The organism is Mycobacterium sp. 050128, assembly GCF_036409155.1.
Lineage (GTDB): Bacteria > Actinomycetota > Actinomycetes > Mycobacteriales > Mycobacteriaceae > Mycobacterium.
This window is the reverse complement of record NZ_JAZGLW010000004.1, coordinates 504,630-526,688: the sequence shown is the minus strand read 5'-3', so window position 1 is coordinate 526,688 and position 22,059 is coordinate 504,630. Positions and strand designations below refer to the sequence as shown.

General features: G+C 66.8%; 23 protein-coding genes. 5 read left to right on the top strand and 18 right to left on the bottom strand.

What is annotated here, in order from left to right; translation table 11 throughout:
- Window positions 1-7: 7 nt before the first annotated feature.
- The 6 genes from secG to SKC41_RS25945 form a co-directional block, all read right to left on the bottom strand.
- Window positions 8-241, bottom strand: a complete 234-nt coding sequence (gene secG, locus SKC41_RS25970; RefSeq protein WP_036468630.1) for a preprotein translocase subunit SecG — start codon at window positions 239-241, stop codon at window positions 8-10.
- 54 nt (window positions 242-295) lie between these two features.
- Window positions 296-1,081: a triose-phosphate isomerase gene (gene tpiA / locus SKC41_RS25965; protein WP_330980543.1), complete on the bottom strand. Its 786-nt coding sequence runs from the start codon at window positions 1,079-1,081 to the stop codon at window positions 296-298.
- Window positions 1,078-2,328 carry a phosphoglycerate kinase gene (locus SKC41_RS25960; RefSeq protein WP_330980542.1) on the bottom strand — a complete coding sequence of 417 codons (1,251 nt, stop codon included), beginning with the start codon at window positions 2,326-2,328 and terminating at the stop codon, window positions 1,078-1,080. The genes tpiA and SKC41_RS25960 overlap by 4 nt, the downstream gene beginning before the upstream one ends.
- A gap of 3 nt (window positions 2,329-2,331) precedes the next feature.
- Window positions 2,332-3,351, bottom strand: a complete 1,020-nt coding sequence (gene gap, locus SKC41_RS25955) for a type I glyceraldehyde-3-phosphate dehydrogenase (RefSeq protein ID WP_330980541.1) — start codon at window positions 3,349-3,351, stop codon at window positions 2,332-2,334.
- A gap of 164 nt (window positions 3,352-3,515) precedes the next feature.
- On the bottom strand, window positions 3,516-3,839 hold the full coding sequence (locus tag SKC41_RS25950) for a hypothetical protein (protein WP_330980540.1): 324 nt from the start codon (window positions 3,837-3,839) through the stop codon (window positions 3,516-3,518).
- A 323-nt stretch (window positions 3,840-4,162) separates the two neighbouring features.
- Complete coding sequence (locus SKC41_RS25945) at window positions 4,163-5,434, bottom strand: helix-turn-helix domain-containing protein (protein WP_330980539.1); 1,272 nt, start codon at window positions 5,432-5,434, stop codon at window positions 4,163-4,165.
- Between the two features lie 233 nt (window positions 5,435-5,667).
- Between SKC41_RS25945 and SKC41_RS25940 the strand changes: the two genes are divergently transcribed.
- Genes SKC41_RS25940 through SKC41_RS25930 form a run of 3 tightly spaced genes read left to right on the top strand, consistent with a single transcriptional unit; the run spans window position 5,668 to window position 9,296 of the window.
- Window positions 5,668-6,408: a lysophospholipid acyltransferase family protein gene (locus SKC41_RS25940; RefSeq protein ID WP_090608814.1), complete on the top strand. Its 741-nt coding sequence runs from the start codon at window positions 5,668-5,670 to the stop codon at window positions 6,406-6,408.
- A gap of 3 nt (window positions 6,409-6,411) precedes the next feature.
- Complete coding sequence (fadD12, locus tag SKC41_RS25935; RefSeq protein WP_330980537.1) at window positions 6,412-8,040, top strand: acyl-CoA ligase FadD12; 1,629 nt, start codon at window positions 6,412-6,414, stop codon at window positions 8,038-8,040.
- Window positions 8,040-9,296, top strand: a complete 1,257-nt coding sequence (locus SKC41_RS25930; RefSeq protein WP_330980536.1) for an alpha/beta hydrolase — start codon at window positions 8,040-8,042, stop codon at window positions 9,294-9,296. Before fadD12 ends, SKC41_RS25930 begins: the two co-directional genes overlap by 1 nt.
- Here the strand turns inward: SKC41_RS25930 and SKC41_RS25925 are convergent.
- From SKC41_RS25925 to uvrC, 5 genes are all read right to left on the bottom strand, one after another.
- Window positions 9,293-10,681 carry a WS/DGAT/MGAT family O-acyltransferase gene (locus SKC41_RS25925; RefSeq protein ID WP_330980535.1) on the bottom strand — a complete coding sequence of 463 codons (1,389 nt, stop codon included), beginning with the start codon at window positions 10,679-10,681 and terminating at the stop codon, window positions 9,293-9,295. The two genes, SKC41_RS25930 and SKC41_RS25925, sit on opposite strands and share 4 nt — an antisense overlap.
- Window positions 10,682-10,818: 137 nt before the next feature.
- The gene (gene whiA / locus SKC41_RS25920) at window positions 10,819-11,796 is read right to left on the bottom strand and encodes a DNA-binding protein WhiA (RefSeq protein ID WP_330980622.1); all 978 of its coding nucleotides are present in this window, start codon (window positions 11,794-11,796) and stop codon (window positions 10,819-10,821) included.
- Window positions 11,793-12,869 (bottom strand): YvcK family protein, encoded by a 1,077-nt coding sequence (locus SKC41_RS25915; RefSeq protein WP_330980534.1) that lies wholly within the window; start codon window positions 12,867-12,869, stop codon window positions 11,793-11,795. Before SKC41_RS25915 ends, whiA begins: the two co-directional genes overlap by 4 nt.
- Entirely contained in the window at window positions 12,866-13,798 is a 933-nt protein-coding gene (gene rapZ, locus SKC41_RS25910) for an RNase adapter RapZ (protein ID WP_330980533.1), read from the bottom strand. Before rapZ ends, SKC41_RS25915 begins: the two co-directional genes overlap by 4 nt.
- Window positions 13,795-15,756: an excinuclease ABC subunit UvrC gene (gene uvrC / locus SKC41_RS25905; protein WP_330980532.1), complete on the bottom strand. Its 1,962-nt coding sequence runs from the start codon at window positions 15,754-15,756 to the stop codon at window positions 13,795-13,797. Before uvrC ends, rapZ begins: the two co-directional genes overlap by 4 nt.
- A 177-nt stretch (window positions 15,757-15,933) precedes the next feature.
- Between uvrC and SKC41_RS25900 the strand changes: the two genes are divergently transcribed.
- On the top strand, window positions 15,934-16,272 hold the full coding sequence (locus SKC41_RS25900; RefSeq protein WP_090601560.1) for a hemophore-related protein: 339 nt from the start codon (window positions 15,934-15,936) through the stop codon (window positions 16,270-16,272).
- 8 nt (window positions 16,273-16,280) lie between these two features.
- Here SKC41_RS25900 and SKC41_RS25895 read toward each other — a convergent pair whose 3' ends face one another.
- The 7 genes from SKC41_RS25895 to SKC41_RS25865 all read right to left on the bottom strand — a co-directional run bounded on the left by SKC41_RS25895 (window position 16,281) and on the right by SKC41_RS25865 (window position 21,222).
- Window positions 16,281-16,964 (bottom strand): hypothetical protein, encoded by a 684-nt coding sequence (locus tag SKC41_RS25895; RefSeq protein ID WP_330980531.1) that lies wholly within the window; start codon window positions 16,962-16,964, stop codon window positions 16,281-16,283.
- Between the two features lie 36 nt (window positions 16,965-17,000).
- Window positions 17,001-17,462 (bottom strand): PH domain-containing protein, encoded by a 462-nt coding sequence (locus SKC41_RS25890; RefSeq protein ID WP_330980621.1) that lies wholly within the window; start codon window positions 17,460-17,462, stop codon window positions 17,001-17,003.
- Window positions 17,463-17,467: 5 nt separating this feature from the next.
- On the bottom strand, window positions 17,468-17,947 hold the full coding sequence (ribH, locus tag SKC41_RS25885) for a 6,7-dimethyl-8-ribityllumazine synthase (RefSeq protein ID WP_330980530.1): 480 nt from the start codon (window positions 17,945-17,947) through the stop codon (window positions 17,468-17,470).
- The gene (locus SKC41_RS25880; RefSeq protein ID WP_330980529.1) at window positions 17,944-19,221 is read right to left on the bottom strand and encodes a bifunctional 3,4-dihydroxy-2-butanone-4-phosphate synthase/GTP cyclohydrolase II; all 1,278 of its coding nucleotides are present in this window, start codon (window positions 19,219-19,221) and stop codon (window positions 17,944-17,946) included. The genes ribH and SKC41_RS25880 overlap by 4 nt, the downstream gene beginning before the upstream one ends.
- A 444-nt stretch (window positions 19,222-19,665) precedes the next feature.
- Window positions 19,666-20,028 carry a hypothetical protein gene (locus SKC41_RS25875; RefSeq protein WP_330980528.1) on the bottom strand — a complete coding sequence of 121 codons (363 nt, stop codon included), beginning with the start codon at window positions 20,026-20,028 and terminating at the stop codon, window positions 19,666-19,668.
- Window positions 20,029-20,341: 313 nt separating this feature from the next.
- A complete protein-coding gene (locus SKC41_RS25870) occupies window positions 20,342-20,617 on the bottom strand; it encodes a hypothetical protein (RefSeq protein ID WP_330980527.1) in 276 nt (91 codons plus the stop codon).
- Entirely contained in the window at window positions 20,614-21,222 is a 609-nt protein-coding gene (locus tag SKC41_RS25865) for a riboflavin synthase (RefSeq protein WP_330980526.1), read from the bottom strand. The genes SKC41_RS25870 and SKC41_RS25865 overlap by 4 nt, the downstream gene beginning before the upstream one ends.
- 131 nt (window positions 21,223-21,353) lie before the next feature.
- On the opposite strand from SKC41_RS25865, the gene SKC41_RS25860 reads away from it, so the two are divergent.
- Window positions 21,354-22,058 (top strand): LppX_LprAFG lipoprotein, encoded by a 705-nt coding sequence (locus SKC41_RS25860; RefSeq protein WP_330980525.1) that lies wholly within the window; start codon window positions 21,354-21,356, stop codon window positions 22,056-22,058.
- Window position 22,059 lies beyond the last annotated feature (1 nt).

Genomic DNA, 22,059 nt, shown 5'->3' with positions numbered 1-22,059 from the left:
AGTCGGGTCAGCGGTACTTGATCTGCAGTGCCATGCCGATGATGCATACCAGCCAGATGCCGACCACGAACACCGTCAGCCGGTCCAGGTTCTTCTCCACCACCGTGGATCCAGACAAGCTGGACTGCACACCACCGCCGAACAGCGTGGACAGGCCGCCACCCTTGGCGCGGTGCAGCAGCACCAGCAGCACCACCAGAATGCTGGTGACGACCAGGGTGATCTGTAGGGCCAAAACCATGACGGACAGCTTACCGGTTGCCGCTCGACCGGCCGTAACCGGCGCTCGGAGCGCTCAGGGCAGCGGGCCGCCGGCGGCGATGGCCGCCAAGGTCGCGAATTGCTCGCCCTCCAGCGACGCTCCCCCGACCAGCCCGCCGTCGACGTCTTCCTGCGCGACGATCTCGCCGACGTTCTTGGCGTTGACCGAGCCGCCGTACAGTACCCGCACGGTGTCGGCGATCTTCGGTGACGCCAGTTGGCCCAACTGCCGTCGGATCGCCCCGCAGACCTCCTGGGCGTCACCGGCGCTGGCCACCCGGCCGGTGCCGATCGCCCAGACCGGCTCGTAGGCGATCACGACCTGACCGATCTGCTCGGCCGACAGGCCGGTCAGCGACTCACGCACCTGCTTCTCGCAGTGGCTGACGTGCTCGCCGGCCTCCCGGATGTCGAGATGCTCGCCGACGCACACGATCGGGGTCAGGCCGTTCCTGAGCGCGGCGGCGGCCTTGGCGGCCACCAGCGCGTCGTCCTCGTTGTGGTAGGTGCGCCGCTCCGAATGGCCGACGACCACGAAGGTGCAACCCAGCTTGGCCAGGAAAGTGCCGCTGATGTCGCCGGTGTAGGCGCCGGAGTCGTGCTGCGACAAGTCCTGGGCGCCGTAGGTCAACCGCAGCTTGTCGCCGTCGACCAGGGTCTGCACGCTGCGCAGGTTGGTGAACGGCGGCAGCACGGTGACATCGACCTTGTCGAAGTACTTGTCCGGCAACGCAAATGCGATCTTCTGCACCAGCGCGATAGCCTCGAAGTGATTGAGGTTCATCTTCCAGTTGCCGGCGATCAGGGGCTTACGGCTCACGAGTCTCCTCCGCTCGGCTGGGGACGCCCCAACACCTCGATGCCGGGCAACTCCTTGCCCTCCAGGTATTCCAGCGATGCGCCGCCGCCGGTGGAGATGTGCGAGAAGGCGTCCTCGGGGATTTTCAGCGCGCGCACCGCCGCGGCGGAATCGCCACCGCCCACCACGCTGAACGCACCCTTGCCGGTGGCCGCGACGATCGCGTCGGCCACACCCTTGGTGCCGGCGGCGTAGGCGGGGAATTCGAACACTCCCATCGGGCCATTCCAGAACACGGTCTCGGCATTGGACAGCAATGTGGCGAACCGCTTCACCGAACCCGGGCCGATATCCAGACCCATCAGATCGTCCGGAATGGCATTGGCGGCCACGAATTGTGGTGGCGAATCGGCGCTGAAGTTCTCGGTCACCACGATGTCGCCGGGCAGTCGCAACACGTCGGCGTAGGTGTCCAGCAGGCCGCGGCAAGTTTCGATCATATGCTCTTCAAGCAGCGATTTGCCTACCGAAAAGCCCTGCGCGGCAAGAAAAGTGAAGCACATCCCGCCGCCGATCACGATGCTGTCGGCCTTGGTCGCGAGCGACTCGATGACGCCGAGTTTGTCCGACACCTTCGACCCGCCGAGCACCACCGCGTAGGGACGCTTGGTCGAGCTGCATAACCGCTCCAGCACCTCGATCTCGTCGGCCACCAGCGTGCCGGCATAGTGCGGGAGCAGCGTGGCGATGTCGTACACCGAGGCCTGCTTGCGGTGCACCACGCCGAAGCCATCGGAGACGAAAGCCCCTCCCGGCCAAACTAATTCGGCCAGCTGCTTGGCCAACGCCAGCCGCTCGCCGTCGTCCTTGCTGGTCTCGCGCGGATCGAAGCGGATGTTCTCCAGCAACAGAATGTCGCCGTCGGTCAGGCCCTCGGCGCGCGCCAGCGCATCCGTTCCGACGACTCGGGTGTTATCGAAGCCCGCCAGCTGCACGTGCCGGCCCAGCTGCTCGCCGAGCGCCGCGGCGACCGGCGCCAGCGACAGCTTCGGGTCGGGCCCGTCCTTCGGGCGCCCCAGGTGCGCGGTCACCACCACCTTGGCGCCGCCATCCAGCAGTGTCTTCAGCGTCGGGACCGACGCGGTGATCCGGCCCTGGTCGGTGATTTCACCGGCATCGTTGAGCGGGACATTGAGGTCGGAGCGCACCAGCACGGCACGACCCGAAACACCCTCGGACAGAAGGTCTTCGAGGTTTGGGACGCTCACGGTCTACAGCGACTTGCCGACCAGCGAGACCAGGTCGACGAGTCGGTTGGAGTAACCCCACTCGTTGTCGTACCACGACACGATCTTGGCCTGGTTGTCGATCACCTTCGTCAAGCCCGAGTCGAAGATCGAGCTGTGCGGGTCGGTGACGATGTCACTGGACACGATCGGCGCGTCGTAGTACTTGAGGATGCCCTTGAGCGGCCCCTCGGCGGCGGCCTTCATTGCGGCGTTGATCTCGTCGGCACTGGCGGACTTGGCCAGCTCGGCGGTCAGGTCGGTGACCGAACCGGTGGGGATCGGCACCCGCAGCGCGTACCCGTCGAGCTTGCCCTTCAGTTCCGGCAGGACCAGCCCGATGGCCTTGGCCGCGCCGGTGGAGGTCGGCACGATGTTCAGCGCGGCGGCACGAGCGCGGCGCAGGTCCTTGTGCGGGCCGTCCTGCAGGTTCTGGTCCTGGGTGTAGGCGTGGATCGTGGTCATCAGACCCTTGACGATGCCGAACTCGTCGTTGAGGACCTTGGCGATCGGTCCGAGGCAGTTCGTGGTGCACGACGCGTTGGAGATGATGTTCTGGCTGCCGTCGTACTTGTCGTCGTTGACGCCCAGCACGATGGTGATGTCCTCGTCGGTCGCGGGGGCCGAGATGATCACCTTCTTGGCGCCGGCGTCCAGGTGGCCCTTGGCCTTGGCCGCGTTGGTGAAGATCCCGGTGGACTCGACGACGACGTCGACCCCCAGGTCACCCCACGGCAGGGCGGCCGGACCCTCACGGACCTCGAGCGCCTTGATCTTCGCCGGGCCGACCACGATGGTGTCCTCACCTTCGAGGGTGACGTCGTGGGGCAGCCGGCCCAGGATGGAGTCGAATTTCAGCAGATGCGCCAGGCTGGCGTTGTCGGTGAGGTCGTTGACGGCGATCACCTCGATGTCGGCGCCGCCCTGCTCCCGCTGGGCAAGCAACGCCCGGTAGAAATTGCGTCCGATTCGACCGAAGCCGTTGATACCTACTCGGACTGTCACTTGTGTCTCCCTCGGTAAGTCTGGTGTTGAACCCCTGGGCGTCAGCCTAGATCAGTAGTGGCAACGGTTGCTGAACTGGTAACAGTCCCGAACCCGCGACGGCCAAACGCCGAGTTAGAAGCCGGCCGGGGCCGGCGCCACGATTGAGGTCGGTGATCGCGGCCCTAGCGGACCGCGAGCCGCGGTCCCGGCGGAAGGTCAGCTGTGGGCTGCACCACAAATCGGCGCTGCAGGTTCTCGATCAGGCTGTCGAGCGCCTTACGCTCCTGCTCCTCGATGCGCGCGGTGCGCCGAAAGACACCCGCGCTTTCGACGTCACGTCGGGCTTCGGCGACGGCAATCGCCTTGTGGTAGCCCTCGATCCGTTGGTCGATCAGGCGGCGGTTCTGGGTCAGCAGACGCAGAAAATAGTCGGCCTGGCGCTGATCCGCCGTGTCGGCCACCACCGTTGCGCGATCCAGAGCACCGACAGTCCGGCCCGGGGTCACAGCGGACCCCGTTTGACGGACATGACCCGGGCCGGGACGGACTGCGGCGCCGCGAGAGTGGTGGCCGCGACGGTCACGAGCACCACTCGAGCTGTGCGCGTCTGACGAGCGTGCATCACGCTCGTCAGACAAACCAGCGAAGTCCATCTCTTCTTCTCTCAACCGGCAGTTCAGTGTTTAGAGCGGTAACCATAACCCCCCGAATCCGGCCAGCGCCATATCCTTCGGCGACGAAGCCTAGGTCGCTTTTGGTAGCACGGCATAAACGCCAGGTCAACCGCTGCGAGGCGGTGACTACTTCGGCGGCTCAGAGCTGGTGGCTCCTAAGGACATTCGTGGGCCATGTGCAATAACGCCGGGGCCATCCACCGACAGGCCTCCAGCGCGATCTGCACCCGCAACATCGCGTCGGGGTCGCCGAGACGGTGCCCGCACAGGTTCATGGCCCGCGTCACGGCTTCCTGAATGATGTTGGGGGGCAACTGCATTACCTCAGCAGTCACGACGTGATCCCGGTTTCTGGAGAGAAATTCGCGCAACGTTTCGCGCAACCATCCGGTGCGCTCATCGTCGCGGCCGAGCTCGCCGAGCACATCGATGACAAAGGAGCGCAGCTCGTCCAAGTCGCCTGCCATCAACGCAATTGGCGCGATCTCGCTGTAGAAAACCACCCGGGCATCCGATCGGCCTCGGCCGGCAAAAGCGACCGCCTTCACCCGCTCCGCCTGTTTCAGCGATGCGCGGAATCCGCTTTGCCCTTCTTCCACCCGTCCAAGTGCCAGTCCGGCCCGAACTCCCGCGGACTCGAAAGCCGTTCGCACCCGGAACTGGTCGATCTCCGGTTTGCCAGAACCGTCGAGCGCAAACCACAACCGGGCCTCGCGCTGGTGCGTCGGCACCAGCAACGTGCCGTTCACCGCGCCCACCGCGGCGGCGACCGCGTGTCGCACCCGATCGAACGACGCCACCACGTCCAGGGCCGGCACGAGCTCGTCGACCCACAACGCCGCGGCGATGTGCACGCCGTCCAGCGGATAGGTCAACACGCTGTCGGCCACCTGCGCGGCGACCGGGATGTTGTCGCGCGCCTCATCGGCCGACAGCGGCGGCCGGCCACCCCCGTCAGCGACACATTCGTCGCGCTCCAGCTCATAGGAGACCGTCAGCTGGTCGGCCACCGCGTCGACAAAGCTCGCCGAGCGAGACACCAGGTCGACGATCGTCGGCACCTGCAGCGCCGGCTCCACCAGGGCCACGAACCGGATCGCCGCCTCCAGGAAACGCGAGTGCACGATGCGGTGCGCCCGCACCAGCACCGACAGCGGAACGTCACGCCGCGCGGCGGCACGCACGTAGGCGACCGACGCCGCCGGGGCTTCGAACCACTCGGCCGTCGCACCCTGGGCCAAGAACCCGATACCGGCGACCACGCTGTCGGTGAGGCTGGCCCGCCACAGCTCCAGCATGGCGGCGTCGTAGTTGAGGTCGCGGTTTTCGGCCTTGATCTCTTCGAAGACCTCGGCGATGAAGTCATCGCGGATGCGGTCCATCTCCCGGGCGATCACCGACATCGGGTCCGCAATGACGTCGACCATGCCGGCCACCTTCCATCCCGTTGGGCCCCGCCCACCACTGTGCGCGACCGGGACTCCGAAGGTAAGAGTGTTTGCCTGTTAGCCATCCAATCCAAAGCCCTAGCTACCATCTAGGGACTCAACGCGGGAACTCTCGAGCGACGCCAAAGGGGGCATCGGTGAGCGAAGTGGGCGCTGGCGACAGTGACGACCCCGAGATCGGCAAATTCGACCCCGGCCTGACTCAGCGCCTGATGGCGGTGATGCGCCCGGTTTTGAAGAGGTATTTCCGGTCCGAGGTGCACGGCCTGGACTCCTTCCCACCGGGTGGAGCGCTGGTGGTCGGCAACCACTCCGGCGGGATGTTCCCGATGGATGTCCCGATCTTCAGCGTCGACTTCTACGAGAAATTCGGGTACGACCGGCCGGTCTACACGCTGAGCCACGACATCTTGTTCCTGGGCGTGACCGGCGGGCTGTTCCGGCGCACCGGCTACATCCGGGCCAACCGGGAGAACGCCGCCAAAGCGTTGCGGTCCGGTGGCGTGGTGGTCGTCTTTCCCGGCGGTGACTACGACGCCTACCGGCCGACCGCGTCGGAGAACGTCATCGACTTCAACGGCCGCAAGGGATATGTCCGCACCGCGATCGAAGCCGGCGTGCCGATCGTTCCCGCGGTGTCCATCGGCGGCCAGGAGACCCAGCTCTACCTGACCCGCGGCACCTGGCTGGCCGAGCGACTGGGGATCAAGCGGCTGCTGCGCAGCGCCATCCTGCCGGTCTCGTTCGGCTTCCCGTTCGGGTTCAGCGCCGTCGTGCCGCCGAATGTGCCGTTGCCCACCAAGATCGTCACGCAGGTGCTGGAGCCCATCGACATTGCCGCGCAGTTCGGCGAGGACCCCGACATCGACGCGGTCGACGAGCACGTGCGCTCGGTGATGCAGGAAGCCCTCAAAGACCTCGCCGCCAAGCGCCGTTTCCCGATTCTGGGCTGAGCCATGCCATCTCCTTTGGACCAGGCCCGCGGCGTCTTGGGCGTCTTGGCGACGTTGCAACGCGCCCGAATGATCGCGCCGATGCGGCCCGACCGCTACCTGAAGATGGCCGCGGCGATGCGTCGCGAGGGCATGAGCATGACCGTCGGTTTCGCCGGCGCCGCCCAGCGCTGCCCGGACCGCCCCGCCGTGATCGACGAACTCGGCACGCTGACCTGGCGGCAGCTAGACGAGCGGATCAACGCACTGGCCGCCGCGCTGCAGGCCCTGCCGTCGGGCCAGCCGCAGGTGATCGGGATCATGTGCCGAAATCACCGCGGCTTCATCGAGGCGTTGGTGGCCGCGAACCGGATCGGCTCCGACGTCGTGCTGCTCAACACGTCGTTCGCCGGCCCGGCGATGGCCGAGGTGGTCAACCGCGAGGGCGTCGACGCCGCCATCTACGACGAGGAGTTCACCGCGACGGTGGACCGCGCGCTGGCCGGCAAGCCCGACGCCACCCGCATCGTGGCTTGGAGCGAAGGGTCGCACGACCTGACGGTCGAGAAGCTCATCGCCGGTCACCTGGGCGAGCGCCCCGAGCGCACCGGCGGCAAGGGCAAGATGATTCTGCTGACCTCCGGTACCACCGGAAGTCCCAAGGGCGCCAAGCAATCTGGCGGCGGCGCCGGCATCGGCACACTCAAGGCGATCCTGGACCGCACGCCATGGCGCGCGGAGGAGACGATCGTGATCGTGGCGCCGATGTTCCACGCGTGGGGTTTCTCGCAGCTGATCTTCGCCGCGTCGATGGCCTGCACGATCGTCACCCGGCGCAAGTTCGACCCCGAGGCCACGCTGGAGCTCGTCGATCGCCACCAGGCGACCGGCCTGGCCGTGGTTCCGGTGATGTTCGACCGCATCATGGAACTGCCCGAGGATGTCCGAAATCGCTATAGCGGCAAGTCATTACGTTTTGCAGCGGCGTCCGGATCGCGAATGCGACCCGACGTGGTCATCGCGTTCATGGACCAGTTCGGCGACGTGATCTACAACAACTACAACGCGACCGAGGCGGGCATGATCGCGACGGCCACACCGGCGGATCTGCGGGCCGCTCCCGACACCGCGGGCAGGCCGGCCGGCGGAACCGAAATCCGGATCCTGGACCCGGAATTCAACGAGCTGCCCACCGGCGAGGTCGGCACCATCTACGTGCGCAACGACACCCAATTCGACGGTTACACGTCCGGCAAGACGAAGGATTTCCACGCCGGCTTCATGTCGTCGGGCGACGTCGGCTATCTCGACGAGGCCGGACGGCTGTTCGTCGTCGGCCGCGACGACGAGATGATCGTGTCCGGCGGCGAGAACATCTACCCGATCGAGGTGGAGAAAACGCTTGCCGCGCACCCGGAAGTGACCGAGGCCGCGGTGATCGGCGTGGACGACGAGCAGTACGGCCAGCGACTGGCGGCGTTCGTGGTGCTGAGCCCCGGCTCGGCCGCCACGCCCGAGACGCTCAAACAACACGTTCGCGACAACCTCGCGAACTACAAAGTGCCGCGCGAAATTTCGGTTCTCGACGAGCTGCCCCGCGGCAGCACCGGCAAAATCGTGCGGGCCGAACTGCAATCACGGGTGGGGGGCTGATGCGCGTCTTCAAAAGAAGGCCGCTGTTGCGCGCGGCAGTCGAACTGCTCAACGCCGCCAACGGATTACATCCGGTCAGCCGCAATCCCTACACCTCGGTCGCGGTGTTCTGGTTCGGCTGGCCGACCTCGGAGGTGCCCGGCGTCTACGCCGGCGCCTCCATGCTGGATGCGGCGCGGCGTGCCCGCCGCGGTGACTTCGCCGGACCGAAAGGCAAAGCGGCGCTGGCGATGACGGCCGCATCCTGGGCGATCTTGGCAGTGATCGGTTACCGGGGTGCCACGACGCCGGGCCCGGTGCTGGAATCGTGCCTGACCGAACAGCTCGGCGCCGACTACGCCGAAGAACTCAAAGCGTTGCCCGCCGAGCCGACGCGCCGGGGCCGGCGCAACCCACCCCTGCGCACCACCGGGGCGCGGCGTCGCTTCGTCGAGAAAGAGAACATCGTGAGCTACGGCCCGCACGGGCGCTCCAACCTGGCCGACGTCTGGCGCCGCCGCGACCTGCCTCGCGACGGCAAGGCGCCGGTGCTGCTGCAGGTGCCCGGCGGCGCGTGGATGATCGGGTGGCGCCGTCCGCAGGCGTATCCCTTGATGAGTCACCTGGTTTCGCGCGGCTGGATCTGCGTCTCGATGAACTACCGCGTCGCTCCGCGGCACACATGGCCCGACCATATCGTCGACGTCAAGCGCGCATTGGCGTGGGTCAAGGAGAACATCGCGGCCTATGGCGGCGACCCGAATTTCGTTGCCATCAGCGGTGGTTCGGCCGGCGGCCATCTGACGGCGCTAGCGGCGCTGACTCCAAACGATCCCAAGTTCCAGCCCGGCTTCGAAGATGCCGACACGTCGGTGGCGGCGGCCGTGCCGTTCTATGGCCGTTACGACTGGTATTCCACCGAGGAGCCGGGGCGCGCCGAGTTCATCGAGGTGCTGGAAAGATTAGTGGTCAAGCGGAAACTCAGCACCCATTCGCACATCTATTTGGATGCGTCACCGATTCGGTACGTACGGGCCGACGCACCACCGTTTTTCGTGCTGCACGGCACCGACGACTCACTCATCCCGGTGGTCGAATCGCGCGAATTCGTCGAGGAGCTACGGGCGGTGTCGAAGTCACCCGTCGCCTATGCCGAATTACCCAACGCCCAGCACGCTTTCGACATCTTCGGTTCCCCGCGGGCGCACAAATCGGCCGAGGCCGTCGCGCGATTCTTGTCCTGGGTGTACGCGACGACCTACCTAACCCGCGACTAGCCGCGGTCGATCGATTTCTCGAGTTCGGTCAGCGCCGGTTCGATCGCATCGGCCATGTCGTCGATATCGTTGGCCACCTCCGGCGTCGTGACGAAACCGAAGTCCAGATAGTCCGTATAGGAGAAGCAGGTGATGTTGAGCGCGATATCCATCACCGGCGGGCCGAGCGGCACCAGCGATTGCAGCTTCGCACCGGCCATGTACAGCGGCATCGGCGGACCCGGAACGTTGGACACCACCAGGTTGAGCGGGGCCAGGTTCCGTGACAGGCCGGTCGCGGTGTATGCCCGGGCGGCCAGCTGCAGCAGGCCGGGCGGGGTCGTCTCGGTGAGCCCCATGATCTGATGCGCCGACAGCGCCTTCGCCATTTCCTTGGCGCTCTGCGTGCTTTCGTGGATGGCCCGCAGCCGCTCGGCGGGATCGTCGATGTCGGTGGCCAGCGACGCCGTCATCGAGCTGATCTGGTTGCCGACGTCGTCCTTGTTGTCGTCGGTGCGGGTGGAGACCGGGATCTGCGCGATCAGCGGCTTGGCCGGCAGCTCACCGCGTTTCTGTAGGTATTCGCGGGCCGCGCCGGCCACCAGTGCCAGCACGACGTCGTTGAGCTTGACGCCGTAGGCATCCTTGACGGCCTTGGCGCGGGCCAGCTCGACGCGGCATCCGGTCACCCGCCGGTGCGGCGAGACCGGGGCGTTGAACCGGGTTTTGGGTGCCTCGAAGAAGCGCGGCGGCCGGCTGGTGAGACCCAGCGCGGCGACCTGCTGGCGCACCGTCTGCTCCACCAGCCGGGCAATGCGGAACGGCGTCTTGACGCCGACGTTGATCAGCGCGCCCACCGCGCGCCGCTCGATCCCCGGAATCTTGTGTCCCACCAGCGAGCCCACCGTCTCCTGTTGCGGCGGACGGGGTTCCGGCGTGACGTCCAACAGAATTTCGCCCAGCCCGGCTCCAGACACCCCGTCGACGATCGCGTGATGCATCTTGGTCAGCGTCGCGATCCGGCCGCCCTCGACGCCCTCGATCACCCAGAGCTCCCACAGCGGCCGCGCCCGGTCCAGCTTGTAGGACATCAGCCGGCCGACCAGCTCCTCGAGCTCTTTGCGTCCGCCGGGCCCGGGAACGCCGATGCGGCGAATGTGGTAGTCGACGTCGAGGTCCGCGTCTTCGACGAACCACGGCCGGTCCAGCCCGAGCGGCGCCCCGGTGACCCGCCACCGCAACTGCGGCAGCTCCGGCAACCGCTCGACCAACAGGTCCCGAAGTCGCTGAAAGCTGTATTCCGGCGCGTCACTGGGATCGCAGAGCGCCAGTGCACCGACATGCATGTGCCAGCCCGCAGTTTCTGCAGACCAAAACGCCGCATCAACGCTCGAAAGCCGCTTCATGCGATGACCGTAGTCCTCGCCGGCAAATCAAGTCGAGCAATCCGCAACAATCCCACCACGCGCCCCCGTATCTTTCCCCCGGGCCCCAAGCCCCCGTCCCCCTCGCCGCTTCGCGGCTGGGGGTACCCCCATGGCCGTCAGGCGTCCTCCAACAGGTCAGGCGTCACGGCCGACTCGGTGTCGGGGATGCCTTCGACCTTCGCCTTGCGGTCGGCCATCGACAGCAGTCGCCGAATGCGGCCCGCCACAGCATCTTTGGTCATCGGGGGGTCGGCGAGCCGGCCCAGCTCCTCCAGCGAGGCCTGCCGGTGCTCGACGCGCAGCTTGCCCGCCGAGGCCAGATGGCCCGGAACGGTGTCGCCCAGGATCTCCAGCGCCCGTTCCACCCGGGCCGCCGCTGCGACCGCGGCCCGTGCCGAGCGGCGCAGGTTGGCGTCGTCGAAGTTGGCCAGCCGGTTGGCGGTCGCCCGCACCTCGCGGCGCATCCGGCGTTCCTCCCACACCAGCCGGGTGTCCTGGGCGCCCATCCGGGTCAGCAGCGCGCCGATCGCCTCGCCGTCGCGCACCACCACCCGATCGGCACCGCGCACCTCGCGGGCCTTGGCGCTGACGCCGAGCCGGCGCGCCGCGCCCACCAACGCCAGCGCCGCCTCCGGGCCGGGGCAGCTGACCTCCAGCGCGGACGAGCGTCCGGGCTCGGTCAGCGATCCGTGTGCCAAAAAGGCACCGCGCCACGCGGCTTCGGCGTCCCCGATGCTGCCACCGACCACCTGGGCCGGCAGCCCCCGCACCGGACGCCCCCGCATGTCGAGCAGCCCGGTCTGACGGGCCAACGCCTCGCCGTCGTTGGCCACCCGCAGCACGTACCGGGTGCTCTTGCGAATTCCGCTGGCCGACAACACATGCACGACCGCGTTGTAGCCGTAGAGGTCGAAGATGTCCTTGCGCAGCCGGCGGGCGATGTTGCCCAGGTCCACCTCGGCCTCGACGACCACCCGGCCACCCACGATGTGCAACCCACCGGCGAAGCGCAGCAAGGAGGTGACCTCGGCTCGGCGCGCGCTGACCGATTTCACTACCAAGCGGCTCAACTCGTCCTTGACTTCGGTCGTCATCGCCACGCGTCGTCACCCCTTGGTCCGCTGCCCGCTGGTCCGTTCACGCCCGTCGTTGAACTTTCACCGTCGACCCGAATCTCTGCGGTGGCCTTCGCCGAAGGCGCTGCCGGACCCGTGCGGCCCGTTCGGACCCCGTCCAGGGCCGCCGCAAGCTTGCCCGGATCATGTAAAGGTGTACCAGGTCGGGACACGTCGGCGAAGTGGACCTCGGCCTTCAGCAGGGTCGCGGTGCGGCGCAGTTGCTCGCGTTCGCGCTCACTGGGCACCCGATCGGCGTCGATGATGATGTCGTTGACGGTGAACCCGGGGGCGTGCTGGGCCAATACGTGCAGATGGCGCTCCACCGAGAACCCGGCCGTCTCCCCCGGTTCGGCCACCAGGTTCAGCACCAGGGCGCGGCGGGCCGAGGTGGCGCGCAGCGCCGCGACCAGCTCCGGAACCAGCACGTGCGGGATCACGCTGGTGAACCAGGATCCGGGCCCCAGCACCACCAAGTCGGCGGCCATGATCGCGTCCACGGCCTGCCGGGTCGCCGGCGGGTCCGGCGGAAGCAGCCGCACGCGACGCACCTTGCCCGGTGTGGTCGCGATGGCGACCTGACCGCGAATCACCCGGAACATCCGCGGGTCGGCCTCTAGGCCGGAGACGTCGGCCTCGATCTGCAGCGCGATCGGGCACATCGGCAACACCCGGCCCTTGACGCCGAGGATGCGGCCCAGCTCGTCGAGGGCCGCGACCGGATCGGCCAGCACCTCGGACAGGCCGGCCAGCATCAGGTTGCCGATCGGATGGCCGGCCAGGGCCCCGCTGCCGCCGAATCGATGTTGCATGATAGTCGCCCACAGCCGCCCATACGGACTGTCAGATGCCAACGCCGCCAACGCCATTCGCAGATCGCCCGGCGGCACCACGTCCAATTCACTGCGCAGCCGACCCGAGGAGCCGCCGTCGTCGGCGACGGTCACCACGGCGGTGACGTAGGGGGTCAGCCGGCGCGCCGCGGACAGCGTCGCATACAGGCCGTGTCCGCCGCCCATCGCGACGATGCCCTCGCTTTGTGGTGGGCTCATTCGCGGCCCAGATCCCGGTGCAACACCCGCACCAACAGTTGTGGATCGGTCCGCAGCAACTGCATCAATGCCTCCGCGATCGCGACGCTGCGGTGTTTGCCGCCGGTGCAGCCGATCGCGACCGTCATGTAGCGCTTGCCCTCCCGGCGGTAGCCGTCGACAACCAGAGATAGCAACTGATGGTAGGCGTCGAGAAACTCCGCCGCGCCCGGCTGGTTCACCACGTAGTCACGCACCGCCGGATGTTGCCCGGTGAGTGGCCGCAACTCGTCGACCCAGTGCGGGTTCGGCAGAAAACGCACATCCATCACCATGTCGGCGTCCATCGGCAGGCCGTACTTGAAGCCGAACGACTCGACGGTGACGCTCGTCGTCGCGCTCGTCTCACCACCGAACGCCCGCTCGATGCTTTCCCGCAGGCCCCGCACCGACAGCGTGGAGGTGTCGATGATCAGATCCGCGGTGGCGCGCACCGGCGCGAGCATCCGGCGCTCGGCCGCGATGCCCTCGGCCAGCGTCTGCTGGCCCTGCAACGGGTGGCTGCGGCGGTTCTGTTCGTAGCGGCGCACCAACATGTCGTCGGAGGCCTCCATGAACACCACGCGCGGGTTGATGTTGCGGGTGGCCAATTCGTTGCGCACCTCGTCGAGGTCGCCGGTGAATCCGCGCGATCGCACGTCCATCACGACGGCGAGCTGGGTGATCCGCGAGCCGGCCGCCAGCCCGAAATCCACCATTCGGGTGATCAGCTGGGGCGGCAGGTTGTCGGCGACATACCAGCCGAGGTCCTCGAGCACCTTGGCCGCGGTACCCCGCCCGGCACCCGACAATCCGGTGACCAGAACGACGTCGATCCCGGCGGCGTCACCCGGGTGGGCGTCGCCCCGCTCCGCGCGCACAGATCGCTGCTCGCTGTCGTGACTCGTCATGCCGAGGCTCCGGGTTGCTCGGGTTGCTCGGGTTGCTCGGGTCGTAGCGCCTCGAGGACGGCCGTGGCCGTCGCCACGCCGATACCCGGCACGGCGGTGATCTGGTCGACGGTGGCCTCCTTGAGGCGAGCAATCGATCCGAAGTGAGTGACCAGCGCCTTGCGGCGATGTTCTCCCAATCCTGGCACCGAATCCAGCGCTGAGGCGGTCATTCGCTTGGATCGCTTGCTGCGATGGTAGGCGATCGCGAACCGGTGCGCCTCGTCACGCACCCGCTGCAGCAAATAAAGTCCCTCGCTGTTGCGCGGCATGATGACCGGATCCGGCTCCGCCGGCACCCACACCTCTTCGAGTCGCTTGGCCAGCCCGATCACCGCGACGTCGGTGATGCCAAGCTCCTCGAGCACCGCGCTGGCCGCATTGACCTGCGGCGCGCCGCCGTCGACGACGTACAGATTGGGCGGATAGGCGAACCGGCGTGACTTACCTTCCGGGGAAAGCATATTCGGGTCGCTCTGGTCACTCAGGTGGCGCAGGAAGCGGCGCCGGGTCACCTCGGCGATGGACGCGACGTCGTCGGAGCGCCCCTGCCCGGCGGCTTCCCGGATTCCGAAGTGACGGTAGTCCGACTTGCGCGGCAGGCCGTCCTCGAAAACCACCAGCGAACCCACCACGTCGGTGCCCTGGACATGGCTGATGTCGACACACTCGATCCGCAGCGGCGCGTCGGCCAGCCCCAGCGCGTCCTGAATGTTCTGCAGCGCTGCGGATCTGGCGTTGAAGTCGCCGGCTCGCCTCAGCTTGTGTTGCTGCAGCGCTTCTTTCGCGTTGCGTTGCACGGTCTCCGCCAGTGCCCGCTTGTCGCCGCGACGCGGTACCCGCAGCACGACCCGCGAGCCGCGCAGTCCGGACAACCAGCTGGCCAGCTCCTCGGCGTTGGACGGCAGGCACGGCACCAGCACCTCGCGCGGAACCGGATTGACGGATTCGTCGGCGGCACCGTCCAGTTCCGCCTGGTCGCCGTAGAACTGCGTCAGGAACTGCTCGACCAACTGCTCTTCGCTGGAATCGCCTGGTTCAGCGGACTTTTCAACGATCCAACCGCGCTGACCGCGGACCCGGCCGCCGCGCACGTGGAACACCTGCACCGCCGCCTCGAGCTCGTCGTCGGCGAACGCCACCACGTCGGCGTCGGTGCCGTCACCGAGCACCACGGCCTGCTTCTCCATCGCCCGCTTGAGTGCGCCGATGTCGTCGCGAAGCCGTGCCGCGCGTTCGAAGTCGAGTCGCTCGGCTGCCGCGTGCATTTGCTGTTCCAGCTCGCGGGCAAACCGGTCGGTCTTGCCGGACAGGAAGTCGCAAAAGTCGGTGACGATCTGGCGGTGTTGCTCCTCGCTGACCCTGCCGATGCAGGGGGCCGAGCATTTGTCGATGTAGCCGAGCAGACAGGGACGGTCGATCTGCTTGTGCCGCTTGAATACTCCGCCGGAACAGGTCCGTGCCGGGAACACCCGGGTGAGCAGATCCAGCGTCTCCCGGATCGCCCAGGCGTGCGAGTACGGGCCGAAATAGCGAACCCCCTTGCGGCGCGGGCCTCGATAGACCATCAGCCGGGGAAATTCCTCGTTGAGGGTCACGGCCAGCACCGGGTAGGACTTGTCGTCGCGGTAACGGACATTGAAACGTGGATCGAATTCCTTGATCCAGTTGTATTCCAGCTGCAACGCCTCGACTTCGGTGTTGACCACTGTCCACTCGACCTTGGCCGCGGTGGTCACCATCTGCCGGGTGCGCGGGTGCAGATTGGCGACGTCGGCGAAATATGACGTCAGCCGACTGCGCAGGCTTTTGGCCTTGCCGACGTAGATCACCCGCCCGTGCGAGTCCCGGAATCGGTAGACGCCCGGCTCGACCGGAATGGATCCGGGAGCGGGACGATAAGTGGCGGGATCTGGCACGTATCCAGGCTAGTAGCCGCTAAACGGGGCGCGGCAGATCGGGATCGCGTGGCGGAAATCGATTGCTTTTCGCCCGCCGCGAACGCGCCTGGCGGTTTGGGAGCATCCGGTTCGGGCTAAGCAACCGGTTAGCTTGTGACGCTACAGTGGGTGGCAACAGCTGGAGGGAGCTTACAAATGAGCAAACGACCGTTGGCCGGGCTGGCCGTGGGCGTTGGGTGCCTGGCGTTGTCGTTGAGCGCCGGGGCGGGGATCGCATCGGCGACCCCCGATATCGGCCCGATGGTGAACACGACCTGCACCTATGACCAGGCGATGCGGGCGGTGCACGCGGAAAACCCGATGGCCGCTCAGTACCTGGATCAGTCGCCGCCGAACCAGCAATTCCTGCAGCAGTTCATGGCTTCGACGCCGGACCAGCGGGTGAACCTGCTGAAGGCGATCCAGAACAACCCGGGAGCCGACCAGGCGTTCCCGATCTTCCGGCAGATGATGATCAGCTGCAAGAACTACTGACCTCTGCATCAGGCAGGTCGACTGTCTAGCTGCGCTCGTCGTTTCGCTGCCCAGTCGGCCATGGCAAATCCGGGTTTGGAGTCGCAGGCCGAGAGCAGCAACGCTATGCGCGGGACCACGACCAGCCCGTAATCGCAGGTCCAATCCGGGCGGGTCATGGTCCACACCAGGATCCCGTTCGACGGCGTGCCGAAGGAACCCAGCCGCATCGGCCGAAAATCGCCGAGGGACGAATGGCCGATGGCGTCGCCATGGCACTTCGACACCGCGCCAAAGCCCTTCCACACCACCTCGTGGGAGTTCAACTTCTTGTCGTAGACGTCGACGGATTCGGCGTAGAGCGCCGGGCCACTGAACTTGTATTCGGATTCGGCGTGGTCCGACGAGCGGGACGGGCGCAGCGGCGAATCCTTGAACAGCAGCGCCGCGGAACACTCGGGCGGCTGCACGCTGGTGAAGTAGGTGTCGCCCACCGGAACCCCACTCGCCACACCGAACGGCGTGGTGTCGCCGTCCTGCAGCAGCAGGTCGCGCGCCGGAATCCCCGTGGGCGACGGGGAGGCGGACGTCGGACCGCCGGGCGCGGATTGCTCGGGAGCCCGAATCGCACGGCCGCCGACCGAGGTGGTGCACGCGCACATCGTGATCGCGATCAGCAACGATCCGACGGCCCCCCGCAGTTGACGTGCCATCGGGCGATCCTACGACAATGTCGTCGCTCTCGTTGTTCAGTGCGCGCGCAGGTCGGGCCGATAGCGCGCCAGCAGCGACCGCACCGAATCCATCGCGTCCACGGCCCGTTCCTTGTCGACGGCCTGGATCGCCATCACCGGAATGTACTCGTCGTCGGGCAAGTCGATATGAGCCCAGCGACTACCGGCCGGAAACGAAACGCCGACCAGCTCTGACCATGCAACTAGCCTGTCTCCCAATAGGTTTCGCACCGACAGCCCGGCGGGCCCGACGCGCAACCGGGGCCGGGTGAACAAGAGTATGAGGGCGGCGATGACCAGCCCCAGCACCGCCATCGCGACTTGGTCGGCGGTTTGGAAGACCACCCCGCTGGAGCCCATCTTGAGCAGCAGGCCACCAGCAATGTGCGCTACCGCGACCAAAAATGCTGCGCCGTAGGCAAATAGCGGTGTCCAATGCGGACGTAGTTCGACATCCCATCCCTCGCGGGCCGACAGTCGGTTCACGACCGAGCGCGCAGGTCACGCAACGTCAGCGCGGCGGTCAGCGCGGCCCCAGCCGCCTGAGCGCCCTTGTCCTCCGCCGACGTCGGCAGCCCGGCCCGGTCCAGGGCCTGATCCTCGGTGTTGGTGGTGAGTACACCGTTGCCGACCGGCGTGGCGGCGTCCAGCGACACGCGGGTCAAACCCTGGGTTACCGCATCGCAGACGTACTCGAAATGTGGTGTGGCGCCACGGATCACGACACCGAGGGCGACGACGGCATCGTGGTTGCGGGCCAGCTCCTGAGCCACCACCGGAAGTTCCACGGCCCCGTGCACCCGGACCACCGTCGGATTGCCGACGCCCGAGTCCGCGGCCACCTTGCGGGCGCCGGCGAGCAGCGCGTCGCAGATGGGTCCGTGCCACGAGCTGGCCACGATACCGAGGCGAAGATCGGAGGCGTCGAGTGCTTTGACTTCCGGTTCGCCGCCTCCACTCACAAAGCACCACCGAATTCGCCTGGCAGATGGACGGATTCGTGGAAATCGTCCAGCCCGACCAAATCGTGTCCCATCCTGTCCCGTTTAGTCATCAGGTAGCGGATGTTCTCCGCGTTGGCCCGCACCGGCAGGGAGACGCGCTCGATGATATGCAGCCCATAGCCGTCCAGCCCGACCCGCTTGGCCGGATTGTTGGTCAGCAGCCGCATCGAGCGGACTCCGAGGTCCGAGAGAATCTGTGCACCGATTCCGTAATCCCGTGCGTCGGCCGGTAATCCAAGCTTGAGATTGGCGTCCACGGTGTCGTCGCCGGCGTCCTGCAGCTGGTAGGCCTGCAGCTTGTGCATCAGGCCGATGCCGCGGCCCTCGTGACCGCGCATGTAGAGCACGACGCCGCGCCCCTCTCGCGCGACCATGGCCATCGCCGCGTCGAGCTGGGGTCCGCAATCGCACCGCCGTGAGCCGAACACGTCACCGGTCAGGCACTCGGAGTGCACCCGCACCAGCACGTCGTCGCCCTCGCCGCTCGGTCCGGCGATGTCACCGCGCACCAGCGCGACGTGTTCGACTTCCTCGTAAATGCTCGCGTACCCGATGGCGCGGAACTCACCGTGCCGGGTCGGGATGCGGGCCTCGGCGATGCGCTCGATGTGCTTTTCGTGCTTGCGTCGCCACTCGATGATGTCGGCGATGGTGATCAGCGCGAGATCGTGTTCGTCGGCGAAGACCCGCAGCTCGTCGGTCTGGGCCATCGAGCCCTCGTCCTTCTGGCTGACGATCTCGCAGATGGCACCGGCGGGTTGCAGGCCCGCCATCCGGGCCAGGTCGACGGCGGCCTCGGTGTGGCCGGGCCGGCGCAGCACGCCGCCGTCCTTGGCGCGCAACGGAACCACGTGGCCGGGGCGGGTGAAGTCGTCGGCCACGCTGGCGGGGTCGGCCAGCAACCGCATGGTGGTGGCACGGTCGGACGCCGAGATTCCGGTGCCCACACCCAGTCGTGCGTCGACGGTGACCGTGTAGGCGGTTCCGTGCTTGTCCTGGTTCACCGCGTACATCGGCAGCAGGCCCAGCTTGTCGCAGATCGCGCCGTCCAGCGGGACGCACAGGTAGCCCGAGGTGTAGCGCACCATGAACGCCACCATCTCCGGCGTCGCCTTCTCGGCGGCGAAGATCAGGTCGCCCTCGTTCTCACGTTCCTCGTCATCGATGACGACGACGGCCTTACCGGCCGCAATGTCGGCAACCGCCCTCTCGACGGAGTCCAACCTCGTCATCTGTGCTGCCTTGCTGTCGTGCCGAGCAACACGCGAAGCCCGCGCATTGCTTCAAGTATGAACCACGCGGGGCACCGCATTATTGCCCCTTCATCGGGACCACAAAGATAGTGACGTCGTGCATTCGCGCGACGTTCGGGCCGACCGCGACGAACAGGCACCCGCGTGCCTGCGTGTACCGGGGTTCGGCCTTGTCAGCACCCATTCTGACCAGCGGCGACCGCATATCGGCGTGCCTCGGGGACAAGGCGCGTCGTGGCGATTCTCACCAGAATGTTGAGCGCACGAAGATCAATATGCCCGCACGGTCTAGAAGGGGCGTGGAGTGTGCATTCATGGCTTTCGGTGCGCGCTGGCGGCGGGATGTCTCGGCGTGTCGCCGCCGTGAGTGCGCACTCGACGCCGTCAGTGCGCACGGCCGGACAGCGGCCTGCGTCAGAACTGCTAGACGGTGCGCCTCATCGGCATCTGGATGACCACGCCGCCACCACAATCGACCGCATAGTGAGCCAGCCACCGGCCGACCGAACCGCCGGCCTCGATGTAGTGCGTCCACTTGCTGACCGCGGCGGTGGCGGCGGGGTAGCTGGAAAACCGCCCGAGCGACACGTCGCGCCCATCGTCACCGACCAACTCGTAACTCGTGTAGTCGCGCACCCGGTGCTCGACGATCGTCAGCGTGGTGTCGTTGACTTCCTTGCTCCACACCGCTCGCGATTGCGCTTCGGCCTTCCGGCCGGCAAGGGTCGCTACGGCTTCAAATGCGAGGTCTTCGTAGACGGCCTCGGCCAACCTTTCGACGGACATTTCTGCAGCTCCTTCGCGTGGTAAAGGCGGCCGGCCTATGCGATGAGTATGGACCTGCGAAGGGCTGCGTGGGGATTTAGAACAGGCGTGTCGCCATGGTGTAGTGGGATCGTGACTATTGTTACCAAACCGTAATGTTCGACCCTGGGCGGTGCCCGCCGGCGAATCGCCGATAACCGGCACCCGGCGAGCGAGTCGCCCCGCCCTCAACGGCTTTCCAACGGCTTTTCGAGGGCTTTTCGAGGGCTTTTCGAGGGCCGCCCGAGCCCGCGTCGACTCCACTAATTCGCTTGTGGCAGAGCGGGTTTGGCTGCTAACGCCAGCTGGCCGGCAGATCGATGACGTGATTGGGGCAGAAGTCCTGGGTGGCCAGCGCGATCACGTTGCGGGCGTCGCCGGCGGTCATCTGGCCGCGCAACACCATGAAGGCATATTCGGCGGGCTGATAGCCCAAATCATGCCCGGCGGGATCGTCCATCAGCGCACACGCCTGTTGTTCCTGATTCGCGTTGGCGTGAGCGGTGCCACTGCCCCACACCGACGCCATGCACAGGGCGGCGCCGGCGCCGATGGCGGCGGCGACCCTCATTGGTCTCTTGCCGTCATCAGTCGCTCGACGTATTTGGCAATCACGTCGACTTCCAGGTTCACCTCGGTGCCGACCGGGGCAGCGCCGAGGGTGGTCATTTCCCGCGTGGTCGGGATCAGCGAGACCTCGAACCAGTCGCGCGGTTGCGCACCGAGCCCGGAAACCGTCAAGGAAATCCCGTCGACGGTGATCGACCCTTTCTCCACGACATAGCGAGCGACCGCGGCGGGGATCTCGATGCGCACGACTTCCCAGTGTTGCGACGGCGTGCGCGCCACCACCCGGCCGGTGCCGTCGACGTGCCCCTGCACGATGTGCCCACCGAGGCGGCTGTTGACCGCGGCGGCCCGCTCCAGGTTGACCCGCTTGCCGACCTGCAAACCGCCCAGGTTGGACCGGTCCAGCGTCTCGGCCATCACGTCGGCGGTGAATTGCCCATCGGCGAGCAGCTCGGCGACCGTCAGGCACACGCCGTTGACGGCGATCGAATCCCCGTGGCCGGCGTCGGCCGTCACGACGGGCCCGCGGATGGTCAGGCGGGCGGCGTCAGCGAGCACGTCGCGGCCGGTGACCTCTCCGAGTTCCTCGACAATTCCGGTGAACATTGCACCAGGCTAATTCGCCGGCGCTTTGCCTGGTGAGCGGCCACGACCGGCACGCGAAACGCCCTCGTCGCGGGCCCGCGGAGACCCCGCGTCCCGAAGTCCGCTCATCGCGCTCCTCTACGATGCACGGTATGCAGACACGCCGCCGTCTCACGGCCGTCCTCGCTTCCCTGACCCTCGCCACCGCCGTGATCGCGGGCTGTTCGTCGGGTTCGAAGCCCAGCGGTGCCCCGTTGCCCGACGCCACGACCCTCGTCAAGCAGTCCGCCGACGTCACCAAGACCGTCAAGAGCGTGCACCTGGTGCTGTCGACCCAGGGCAAGATCCCCGGACTGCCGATCAAGCAGCTGACCGGCGACCTGACCACCGTCCCGAGCACCGCCGCGTCGGGCAATGCGCAGCTGTCGATGGCGGGCTCCGACATCGACGCCAACTTCGTCGTCTACGACTCGGTGCTGTACGCCACGCTGACCCCGAACAAGTGGAGCGACTTCGGTAAGGCCTCCGACGTCTACGACGTCTCGGTGCTGCTGAGCCCAGACTCCGGCCTGGGCAACATGCTGGCGAGCTTCACCAACGCCAAGGCCGAGGGCCGCGAAACGATCAATGGCCAGACGGTCATCAAGATCAGCGGAAATGCCACCGCGGATGCGGTGAACAAGATCATCCCGAGCATGAGCGCGACGCAGCCGTTGCCGGCCACGGTGTGGATTCAGGAAACCGGCGACCATCAGCTGGTCCAGGCCAACCTGCAGAAGAGCCAGGGCAATTCCGTCCAGGTGACGCTGTCGGACTGGGGTAAGCCGGTCACCGTCACCAAGCCTCCGGTGAGCTGAT